Origin of the sequence: Phenylobacterium sp. CCH9-H3 (assembly GCF_001557235.1) — a bacterium.
In the GTDB taxonomy this organism is placed as follows: Bacteria; Pseudomonadota; Alphaproteobacteria; order Caulobacterales; family Caulobacteraceae; genus Phenylobacterium.
Window position 1 is genome coordinate 1 of the sequence record NZ_LSJI01000188.1, and the last position, 11132, is coordinate 11132.

8 protein-coding genes are annotated in these 11132 nt (G+C 72.5%); 4 read left to right on the forward strand and 4 right to left on the reverse strand.

Going from position 1 to position 11132, the window contains the following annotated elements:
* The 4 genes from AX721_RS28375 to AX721_RS17370 all read left to right on the forward strand — a co-directional run.
* The coding region (locus AX721_RS28375) for a hypothetical protein (protein ID WP_231754730.1) at positions 1-119 on the forward strand (119 nt) is incomplete at its 5' end.
* 266 nt (positions 120-385) lie between these two features.
* Positions 386-3964 (forward strand): tetratricopeptide repeat protein, encoded by a 3579-nt coding sequence (locus AX721_RS17360; protein WP_068877247.1) that lies wholly within the window; start codon positions 386-388, stop codon positions 3962-3964.
* Positions 3965-4134: 170 nt separating this feature from the next.
* A complete protein-coding gene (locus AX721_RS17365; RefSeq protein WP_068877248.1) occupies positions 4135-4425 on the forward strand; it encodes a hypothetical protein in 291 nt (96 codons plus the stop codon).
* 52 nt (positions 4426-4477) lie between these two features.
* Positions 4478-5932: an MFS transporter gene (locus AX721_RS17370; protein ID WP_068877249.1), complete on the forward strand. Its 1455-nt coding sequence runs from the start codon at positions 4478-4480 to the stop codon at positions 5930-5932.
* A gap of 97 nt (positions 5933-6029) precedes the next feature.
* Here AX721_RS17370 and AX721_RS17375 read toward each other — a convergent pair whose 3' ends face one another.
* The 4 genes from AX721_RS17375 to AX721_RS17390 form a co-directional block, all read right to left on the reverse strand.
* Positions 6030-6854: a hypothetical protein gene (locus AX721_RS17375; protein WP_068877250.1), complete on the reverse strand. Its 825-nt coding sequence runs from the start codon at positions 6852-6854 to the stop codon at positions 6030-6032.
* Between the two features lie 86 nt (positions 6855-6940).
* On the reverse strand, positions 6941-9418 hold the full coding sequence (locus AX721_RS17380) for a TonB-dependent receptor (protein WP_156467221.1): 2478 nt from the start codon (positions 9416-9418) through the stop codon (positions 6941-6943).
* 30 nt (positions 9419-9448) lie between these two features.
* On the reverse strand, positions 9449-10435 hold the full coding sequence (locus AX721_RS17385; protein WP_068877252.1) for a FecR domain-containing protein: 987 nt from the start codon (positions 10433-10435) through the stop codon (positions 9449-9451).
* Positions 10436-10532: 97 nt separating this feature from the next.
* The coding region (locus AX721_RS17390) for an RNA polymerase sigma factor (RefSeq protein WP_369807923.1) at positions 10533-11132 on the reverse strand (600 nt) is incomplete at its 5' end.

Sequence of the window (11132 nt, forward strand, 5' to 3'; positions counted from 1 at the left end):
TGCCGCTCTGGCAGGACAAGCTGTTCATCTTCCTGATGAAGAACGCCGCCAACCCCACCGACTTCTACAAGGTCCCGCCCGGCCGCGTGGTGGAGATGGGCGCGCAGATCACCGTGTAGCCGATCCACCTCGCAGCGGACCTTGCCACGATCGCCTCCGAGTCGACTTTCGACGAACGCGGTTGGCTCGGCTGGCTTCGCCTACTCGCCCGTTCCCGAGCCGCGGAGGCGGACTGCGGACATTCGACGGGCGGCATGATCGCTTGACGGACAGGGCGTTCATGCGAGCGTTCTCTCCTGCGCGTGGGGAGGGCGACTTAGAGCGTGGCGCGGCCTAGCCATGTCGACCGGCAACAGCCGCCGGCCTGCAGGAAGAGCGGGGCGGCGTGCGGGTGAGCGTTTGCGCCTCGGCCGGCGCCTGGGGCCGGATGCTCGCGGCCGCGGCGGCCAGCCTGACGATCGGCGCCTGGGCGCCTGCGCCGCCGGACACGGCGCAGATCGACGCCCTGTCCAAGACCTATCTGGCGGCGCGCGACGCCGGGCGGTGGGATGACGCCGAGCGGGCGATGCGCCAGGCGCTGGCCATCGAGGAGCGGGCCTTCGGCCCGGACGATCCACGGGTGGCGGTGTCGCTCAGCCTGATCGCCGACGTCGTGGGGGAGGCCGGGCGCTACGGGGAAGCCGAGGGCCTGCTTCGCCGGGCGCTGGAGATCCGCCTGAAGGCGCTGGGCGAGCGGGATGTGTCGACGGCGCTGAGCTACAGCAGCCTTGCGTATGCGCTGGACGGCCAGGGCCGCTACGCCGAGGCGCAACCGCTGCTGCGCCGTGCGCTGGAGATCACCCAGGCGGCGCTGGGCGAGCGTCACGGCGCCACCGCGACCAACTACAACAACCTGGCCGCCAATCTGAGCGCGCAGGGCAAGGCCGCCGAGGCCGAGGCGCTCTATCGCAAGGCGCTGGAGATCCGGCTGGCGCTGGGCGGCGAGCGCGGGCCGGAGGCGGCGATCGCCTTCGCCAATCTGGCCTCGGTTATCAACGCCCAGGGCCGCCATGCCGAGGCCGAACCGCTGTTCCGCAAGGCGCTGGAGGTCCGCCGCGCCGCGCCAGAGCCGCGCGACCTGGGTGTCGCCACCGGGCTCAATGACCTCGCCTTCAACCTCGCCGACCAAGGGCGCTTCGCCGACGCCGAGCCGTTGCTGGTCGAAGCCCTGAAAATCCGCAAGGCCGTGCTGGGCGACCGCGACCCCGACACAGCCGCCAGCGGCAACAACCTGGCCGCCAACCTGAACGCCCAGGGCCGATACGCCGAGGCGGAGCCGCTGCTGCGCGGGGCCCTGGACGTGTTCCGGACCGCGCTCGGCGACCCGCACACCACGACAGCGTTCGCGAACAACAACCTGGCGGTCAACCTGGACTCACAGGGCCGGTACGCCGAGGCCGAACCGTTCTACCGCAAGGCGCTCGAAATCCGGCGGACGGCGCTGGGCGAGGACCATCCCACCACCGCCAGCAGCTACAACAATGTGGCGGTGAACCTGCAGGAGCAGGGCCGCTACGCCGAGGCCGAGCCCCTCCTCGCCAGGGCGCTCGCGATCCGTCAGGCCGCGTTGGGGGAGGCCCACCCGGAGACCGCGCGCAGCTACGGCAATCTCGCCGCCCTGCTCAACGCCCAAGGCCGCCACGCCGACGCCGAGCCGCTGTTCCGCAAGGCGCTGCAGATCCGGCGCGCCGCACTGGGCGACCAGCACCCGCTGACCGCGGCCAGCGAGGAGAGCCTGGCCGCCAACCTGGACGACCAGCAACGGTTCGCGGACGCCGAGCCGCTGTACCGCCAAGCGCTGGCGGTCCGGCGGGAGGCGTTGGGCGATCGTCACCCCCTGACCGCCGCCAGCCTCAACAACCTCGCCTACAACCTGGACTCCCAGGGACGCTTCGCCGACGCCGAGCCGCTCTACCGGCAGGCGCTCGAGATCCGCACCGCCGAGCTGGGCCCGCGCCATCCGCACACCGCCACCAGCCTGAACAACCTGGCCTCGGTCCTGGAGAGCCAGGGGCGGGGCCCCGACGCCGAGGCCCTCTACCGCCAGGCGCTGGATATCCGTCGCGCCGCCCTCGGCGACGGCCATCCCGACACGGCGGTGGGCTACGCGAACCTCGCGTTCAACCTGGGCGCCCAGGCCCGCTACGCCCAGGCCGAGCCGTATGCGGCCATCGCTGCGGCCTCGGCCCGGCGGTTGCGGCTTCGCGAGCGCGGCGTGGCGGCCGACCGCGGCGACGAAGGCGCCGTGCGGCCGGGCGACGGCGCCCCGTTCCGCATTTACCTGGCGACCGCCGCGGGCCTGGCCGAAAGCGCGCCGCGTCGCCGGCCCGCGGTGCGGGGCAGGGCCTTCCTGGCGGCGCAGGACCTGGACCAGTCCGCCGCGGGCGAGGCCTTGGCGCAGGCGGCCGCGCGGGTGGCCGCGGGCAGGGCGGGCCTGGCCGACATCGTGCGACGCCGACAGGACCTGGCGGTGATCATGCGCGGCCAGGAGGCTCGCCTGCTGGCCGCCCTGGGCCAGGACGACGCCGCCACGGTCACGGCGATGCGCCGGGAGCTGTCGCAGGCCGGGGAGGAGATGGCGCGGCTGCAGGCCGAGATCCGGTCCCGATTCCCCCGTTACGCCGAACTCGTCTCGCCCGAGGCCCTGAGCCTCGAGACGGTCCAGGCGCGGCTCGCCCGCGGGGAAGGCCTCCTGCTCGTCGTGCCCTCGAATGCCGACGTGCACGTCTTCGCCGTGAGCCGCTCCAACGTCGCCTGGCGGCGGGTGGCGGGCGGCGCCCGGGCGGTGGCCACGGCCGTGGCCACCCTGCGCTGCCAGACCGACCCCGACACCTGCCGGGCGTCGCCGCCCGCCTCGGAAGCGGGCGAGGACGACCTCCCCGGGTTCGACCGGCAGGCCGCCTACGGGCTCTATCGAGACCTGGTGCGGCCGGTGGAGGGCGCACTGGCGGGCGTCCGAACCGTCTATGTGGTCTCGACGGGGCCACTCAGCGGGCTGCCGCTCGGCGTCCTGCAGACCGCGCCGCCGGGAACGCAGGGCGATCGGGGGCCGGGCCTGGCCGACGGGCCGTGGCTCGCCGACCGCTACGCGCTGGTGACCCTGCCCTCGGTCTCCAGCCTGCGCGCCCTCGACGCGTTGGAGGCCCCGCCCGGGCGCCAGCCGCTGGCCGCCTATGGCGACCCGGTGCTGGCGGGTTACGAACCCGCCGCCGGCGTCCGCGGAGACCTGCGCGCCTTCCGCGGGTTGAGCGCCGACGGCGCCGCCTTGGCCGATCCGGCCATCCTGCGTCAGGGCCTGGCCGCCCTGCCTGGCACGCGCGCCGAGCTCAAGGCCATGGCCCAGGCGCTCGGCGCGCCGGCATCGGCGCTGCACATGGGCGAGCAGGCGACCGAGGCGGCGGTCAAGGCGTCGGCCGACCTGGCGCATGCCCAGGTGGTGGTCTTCGCCACCCACGGCCTCCTTCCCCGCACCCTGAAGGGCCTGCAGGAGCCTGGCCTCGTCCTGACGCCCCCCGCCGTCGCCACCGCCGAGGACGACGGCGTGCTCACGGCGTCGGAAGCGGCGCGCCTGAGCCTGTCGGCCGACTGGGTCATCCTCTCCGCCTGCAACACCGCCGCGGCCGACGGCACGCCCGGCGCGGAGAGCCTGTCCGGCCTGACCAAGGCGTTCCTCTACGCCGGGGCGGGCGCGCTGATGGTCTCGCACTGGCAAGTCGGCGACGACGTCACCGCCGCCCTGACCGTGCAGACGATCGCCCTGCAGCGGGCCAACCCCCGGCTCTCCAAAGCTCAGGCTCTGCAGGCGGCGATGCGCGCCGTGCGCACCGGCCGATCGCCGGACGGCATGCCCCTCCCGGGCTGGTCGCCGATCTGGGCTCACCCCGGCTCCTGGGCGCCCTTCGTGCTCGTCAGCGCCGGGAGTTGAGCCGGGGCGACGGCTTGACGCCCAGGGCGGGCCCAGCGGCGCAGCCAGCGCCACAACTGCGGGCGCCGCCGCGTCGGCGCCTCCGCCGCGCGCTGCTCACGCCATCGTCATATTCGCATTGCATCGCTTTACGATATTTCGCGTAGCGACATGGAAGGAGGAGAGCTCAATTGAAGACAGTCTTACTGGCCCATGAGAACCCCGAGGTCCTGGACCGGCTCACCCCCGCGCTCAGCGATCTCGGATACGACGTGATGGGGGTCGCCCGGACGGCCCGCGAGGCCCTGCTGCTGGCGACGCGGCCGGGCGTCACCTTCGCCCTGGTCGGGGAAAAGCTGGCAGGCCGTCGGCATGGACCGGAGCTTCGGCGGGCGCTGACCGAGACCTGGGGCATCGCCTGCGCGCCCCTCGAGGACACCTTCGACCCGGCGCGGTCGCCGATCCCGGAGCCGCAGCCTTGAGGCTTGCGGGGACGCCCAGGTCGGGCGTCGTCGTGGCGGAGACCCGGCCGACGTGACTCCGGATCGTTCCGGGGCGTTCACGACGCAGATACCGGCCCGGCTGGACCGTCTCCCCTGGAGCCGGTTCCACTGGCTTGTGGTCGCGGCGCTGGGCATCACCTGGATCCTCGACGGCCTGGAGGTGACGCTCGTCGGCGCCCTCTCGCCGGCCATTGCGGGCCCCGACGGCCTGCAACTCAGCGCAACCCAGATCGGGTTGAGCGGCAGCGCCTATATCCTCGGGGCCGTGCTGGGCGCCGTCGTGTTCGGCCGGCTGACGGACCATTTCGGCCGTCGCAAGCTCTTTACCTGGACCATCGGCGTCTATCTGCTGGCGACGCTGGCCACCGGCTTCGCCTGGGACTTCTGGTCCTTCCTCCTGTTCCGCTTCATCACGGGGGCCGGGATCGGAGGGGAGTATGGCGCGATCAACTCGGCCATCCAGGAACTCATCCCCGCCCGGCGGCGCGGCTACACCGACCTCGCCATCAACGGCAGCTTCTGGGTCGGCGCCGCGATCGGCGCGATGGGGTCGCTGGTGGTGCTGAACCCCGAGGTCATCGACCAGGCCCTGGGATGGCGCCTTGCCTTCATCGTCGGCGGCCTGCTGGCGCTGATCATCCTTTGGCTGCGCCGGTTCATCCCGGAGAGCCCGCGCTGGTTGATGACGCACGGGCGCGGGGCCGAGGCCGAAGCGGTCGTGGCCCGGATCGAAGCCGACGTCGCCCGCCGGACCGGCCGGCCCACCCCGCCGCATGTTCACCTGGACGCCCTGCGCCTGCGCCCCGTCCGGACCCGCTGGACCGACATCGTGCGCACGCTCTTCGTCGCCTACCCCGGGCGCACCGCTCTCTGCGTGGTGCTGATGGCGACCCAGGCCTTCTGCTACAACGCGATCTTCTTCACCTACGCGATGATCCTGACGCGGTTCTACGAGATCGCGCCCGCGGACATCGGCTGGTACATCCTGCCGTTCGCCGCCGGGAACTTCCTGGGGCCGCTGCTTCTGGGTCCGCTCTTCGACAGCGTCGGCCGCCGGATCATGATCGGCCTGACCTATGGCCTGGCGGGCGTCCTGCTCTGCGTGACGGGCTACGCCTTCGCCGAAGGCTGGCTCACCGCGGCCACCCAGACGGTCGCGTGGACCGTGATCTTCTTCTTCGCCTCCGCAGGGGCCAGCGCCGCATACCTCACCATCGGCGAGAGCTTTCCGCTGGAGATCCGCGCGGTCACCATTTCGCTGTTCTACGCCTTCGGCACGCTGGTCGGCGGCGTGGGCGGCCCGGCCCTCTTCGGGGCCCTGATCGACACCGGCGAGCCGGAGCGGGTGATGGGCGGATATATCCTCGGCGGCGTGCTCATGATCGTCGCAGGGTTGCTGGCGCGCGTCTGGGGCCTGGCCGCGGAGCGGCGGGCGCTGGAGGACGTTGCGCCGCCATTGTCGCAAGTGATCGACGACACACCCTGACGTCAGGACCACCGCTGGTGGCGCGTCGATGCTCTGCCCGGGCGATGAGGATGTCCGGGTCGCGCGGCGGCGGAGGGGCGTCGGCCACCCCCCGCCGTCAGCGGGCGAGGCCGACCGCGCCGCGGAGGCCGGAGACGCGGGCGGGCTCGTGCGTCGCGGCCTTGCGGGCGGTGACGACGTCGGCCGCGCGGGCGCGGGAGAGCAGGGGCAGGCTGGCCGAGAGCAGGGCCACCAAGAGGCCGAGGCGGCCTTCGCGCCAGCCGCCGCGGCCGACATAGGCGTGGAGGAAGGTCGCCAGGGCCGCCCAGACCCCGGGGGCCAGGCGCGCCGGGCGGCCGGTGTCGGCCAGGTCTTCGGCGGCGAGGGCGGAGAGGCGGGCCACCCGCTCCATCAGGCCGCCGACGTCGCGGCCCAGGGAGCGGCGGATGGCGCCCTTGAGCGCGCCGCCGGCCCGGCCGGCCATGACGGCCGGTGCATTGACGCGGCAGGGCTCCCAGGCCTTGAGGCCGCGCTTGTAGAGCCGCGGTTCGGCGCGGGCGCTGAGGGCGCCGGCCCAGCCGTCGCGGACCAGGGTCTCGCCCACATAGTTGTCGATCGGCAGGTCGTACCAGTCGCCGGCGGGGCGCATCTGCAGCACGGCGCGGATCTCCCAGGCGAGGGCGGCGTCGACCAGTTCGTCGGGGTCGATTTCCAGGATCCAGTCGCCGGAGCAGGCCTCGACGCCCGCGGCCTTGCGCTGGCCCTCGAGCGGGAAGATGCCGTCGATGACGATGGCGCCCTGCCGGCGCGCGATCTCCTGCGAGCGGTCGGTGCAGCGGTCGGCGACCACCACGATCTCATCGCAGAAGGACAGTTTGCGCAGGCATTCCGAAAGCCGCGCATCCTGGTTCTGCACGCAAACGAGCGCAGACAGCCTGACCACCCCGAACGCTCCCATCCCGACAACCCCGTTGTGAGATAAGACGCCGCCCGCGGGCCCAGCCCCCCAGCCGAAGCTTTACTATTGGTTCAGAATGCGGCGCCGAGTCGCAGACCCACCGTTCGCGGGCGTTGAGGGGTGGCCTGCCGGACCCCTTGCTGGCTGAAGCTGAACGGGTTGCCGTAGGCGAAGGTGTCGCCGTCGTCGTCGAACGGGTTGCTGACGTAGGCCATCAGGCGCCAGTGATCGGTGGCCAATTCGGCCGAGAGCTGAGCGCGCAGATAGCGGCCCATCCGCTGCTGCTGGCTCGCGTCGAAGGTCAGGGTCGAACGGCCCACGTAGTTGGCCTCGGCCACCAGCCGCAGCGTGAAATCGCCGGGCAGGGGATGCTCGTAGGCCGCCAGCAACCCGCCCGACACCTTCGGGACGCCCGGAAGGTCGTCGGTGATCGGCGCGTTGAAGTCGGGATTGGGGTTCTTCACCCGCGAATCCGAGAGCAGGCCGTTGAGCTGCAGGGAGAGCCCGAAGGGCCAGTCGTAGACGACTTCGGCCTCGAGGCCCGCGATGTGGGCGTCCGCGACATTGGCCGTGTAGGCGAGGCCGGAGGTGCGGTAGCGGTCGCTCTGGATGTGGCTCCAGTCGTCGTAGTAGGCGGCCGCCCTGACCCCCAGCCGGTTGTCCATCCGGCGGACCTTCACGCCCACCTCGAAGTTGCGCAGCCGGTCGGCGGCGAAGGCGGCCCGGCTTGCCCGGATCGGGAAGAAGCCGCTGGAGTTGAAGCCGCCGGGCCGATAGCCCTCGGTGACCAGGGCGTAGATCAGATCGCCGTTCGCGAACTGGCGCTGGATCGAGAGCTTGGGCGAGAAGCCGTTGAAGGTGCGGGCCTGGTCGAAGGACCGCGGCTCATAGGGCCGGACCACGTCGAGCGCCGCGGTGGTGTGGACGCGGGTCTCGAACAGGCGGCCTCCGAGGGTCGCGTTCCAGCCGCCGCCGAGGTCGTAGGAGCCTTCGCCATAGACGGCGTACTCGCGCTGCCGGTCCTTCCGGTTCTCGGAATAGGCGGTCATCACCACCGAACCGGTGGACAGGACGCCCAGGGTCGAGGGGTAGCGTTCGAGGGTGCGCGCCGCATAGAGGCCGAAGATCCAGTTGAACGCCCCGACGCCGGACGAGCGGATCACCACATCCTGGACCAGCAGGTTCGAGCGCGTCGCCTCGGTGAAGACGCCGAGATCCGCGGCGCCGGCGATGCCGCCGAGCGGCGCGGTGGGAATCGACGGATCGAGGGCCGCGAAGGCGTCGAACTGGCTCGAGAAGACGTGATGGACGTAGCTGGTCGAGGACGTGAGGGTTCCCCAGGCGAACTCGCCCTGCAGGGTGGCGCCGACGTACGAGAAGTCGTTGTTGTGCGCTTCGCGCACCCGGTTGGCGCGCTGGGCCGGGGCGCCGATCCCGCCGTCGTCCGGGTTTTCGAGCGCGATGCCGAGGCCGCCGCGCGCCGATCCGGTCTGGGTGGTGACGTACTGGGTGTCGTTCGATCGCAGGTGCTGGGTGGCCGCCAGGGCGTCGAGCCGCCAGTGGTCGTCGATCCGGACGCGGACCGCGATGCGGCCGCCGTCGCGCCGGGTCTGGTCGACGTTGGCGATCCGCAGCTTCACGTCGTCGAGGTAGCCGCCCTGGGTGTCGCGATAGGCGGCGATACGGACCGCGATGCGGTCCTTGATCAGCGGCAGGCTGGCGTAGCCGTCGAACTCGTGGCTGGAATCACCGCCCTTGGTCGAGGCGATCCCGGCCGAGGCGCCGAACGCCGGGCGCTCCAGATCGGGCTTGCTGGTCACGATGCGATAGATGCCGGCCATCGAGCCCGAGCCGTAGAGCGCGCCCTGGGGCCCGCGCACGACCTCGATGCGATCGATATCGACGAGGCGGAGATCCGGATCGGGGGCGTTGTAGTTGATCGGGGCGTCGTCGAGGTAGGTCGAGACGGTGGAGCGCGCGCGGCCCGTGAAGGCGCCGTCGGACAGGCCGCGGATCAGCAGCTTGTCGCGGCCCGGCCCGAGGTTGGTGGTCAGCACGCCGGCGAGTTGGCCCGTGGTCTGCCGGACGTCGACCGCCCGGGTGGCGGCGATCTGGTCCCGGGTGATCGCGCTGACCCCGGCCGGGAGCTGTTCGAGCGCGACGGGCCGCTTGGCGGCGGTGACGACGACCTCCGACACCAGCGCCGGCGCGCGGGGCGTGTCGCGACCCGGCGGCTCGTCGGGCGCCGGCCGGGCCCCCGGCAGGATGCGCACCGTCCGGGTGTCGATGATGGCGTAGCGGCACGGCGCGCCGGCCAGCAGGCGGTCCAGCGCCTCGCGTACGCTGTGCCGGCCTGAAAGGGTCACCCGTCCGTCCGGCCCGCAATTGGCCGTGCCGAGAATCGAGATGTTGGCCTGGAGCCCGAGGTCGATCAGGGCGTCGGCATAGGAGCGGGTGGGAATCGCGAAGCGCAGGCGCGCGTCGGCGGCCTCAGCGCCGCCCGCCACGCAGGCCAGGGCGACGCCGCCGAGCAACGTCCGCAGAGGCAAACTGCGCCTCGGTATGGCTCCACGCCCTCATCAGCGGTCGGACGCAACATCGCGCCGCAGGACCACGCCCGCGTCGGAACGTACCGCGCTTATGGGAACCAGCAAGGCCAGGCGGCGGATTACCGCATCCTGATCGTCGAGGACCAGCACACCGGAGATGGGGGTGGCCGCGAGCTCGGGGTCGTCCACCCGGATCGGCGTGGAAAACTGCTGGTTGAGATCGTCGATGACGTCGCTCAAAGGTTGCTGGCGGTAGACCAGCCGCCCCGACCGCCAGCCCAGCACTTCGGCGGGTTCGGCGGCGGCCACGCGCGTGGCGGCGGCGCCTTCGACGTGGTCGAGGCGCTGACCGGGATGCAGGCGATAAGCCTTGCCCGCCGCGCCGTCGGCAGGCCGAACCTCGACCGCGCCGCGGGCCACGGTGACGGAAACCTTGCCGCCGAGACGCCGGACGTCGAACTGGGTGCCGACGACCCGGATCGTCCGGTCGCCGGCCGCCACCGTGAACGGGCGGCGGGCGTCATGGGCCACGTCGAACACGGCCTGGCCCTCGGCCAGGGTCACGCGCCGGCCGTCCCGGCCGAGGCTGACGGACAGCCGGGCCCCGCCGTTGAGGTCGACGGTGGAGCCATCGGCGAGTGCGACCGTCCGCCGCTCGCCCTTGGCCGTGGCGTAGGTTTGCGTCTGGGGCCCCGAGATCTCCGGGACGACCACCACCGCGAGCGCGGCGGCGGCGGCCATGAGCCCGAAGCCCACCAGGGCCCGGCGGTTCGTCGGCCGGGAAGGGGCCGGGCGGCGTTGGGAGAGGGCGAGCGCCACCTCGTCCGCCGCGGCGGCATAGGCGTGCGAAACGGCCAGGGCGGCGTCGAAGGCGGCGGCGTTGGCCGGGCTGGCCGACAGCCAGGCGTCGAACGCCGCCGCCTCGGCGTCGCCGAGGTCGCCGGCTTCGAGCCGCACGACCCATGCGGCGGCGTCCTCGCGCCGCGCATCGTCGCCATGTCGCCAAGCGTTGATCATCGTCCCTTCCAGAACCGTCGCGTGCGGCGGCCCGTCGCAGGGATAGACGCCGCCGGCCGGCCACGCCCCCCAGTCGAGGGATGCAATTTATGGTAGTTCATCGGCCAAGCTTCTCCGTCAGCGCCTTGAGCGCGGCCGAGACGTGCTTCTCCACCGACTTGACCGATATCCCCATGATCCGCGCCGTTTCGGCATGGCTGTGGCCCTCGAGCTTGTGCGTGCGGAAGGCGCGCTGCATCTGCGGCGGCAGCTCGGCCACGGCGTCCACCAGCTGACGCAGGCGCTGGCGCGAGGCGACCGCCTCGTCGGCCGGCGTCTCCTCGGCGACGTCCTCGCCCCCGATCGAAGCGTGGGCCACCCGCCGCCAGGCCGCCTCGCGCGCGATCGAGCGCGCCTCGCCGCGGGCGCGGTCGAGCATGACGTTGGTGGCGACCCGATAGATCAGGGCGACCGGATTCTCCGCGGTCACGGACGGGTCGCGCGTGGCCAGCTTCACATAGAGTTCCTGGGCCAGGTCCTCCGCGATGCCGCGGGAGCCGGTCCGGGCCGCGAAGAACCGCACGAGGTTGGCCCGGCGCTCCAGATAGATCTCGAGCAGGGGATCGGTGGGCCGAGCCGTCGGGATCTCGGGTTCCGGCACGGGGCTCACGCCGACGGCCGCCCGTCTTCCGGCGGGCCGGGGGTGGCCGTCAAACGG

Bases quoted from the DNA above. Each gene is read 5' to 3' on its own strand.
- AX721_RS17385 (WP_068877252.1), bottom strand. From the start codon at position 10,435: ATGATCAACGCTTGGCGACATGGCGACGATGCGCGGCGCGAGGACGCC.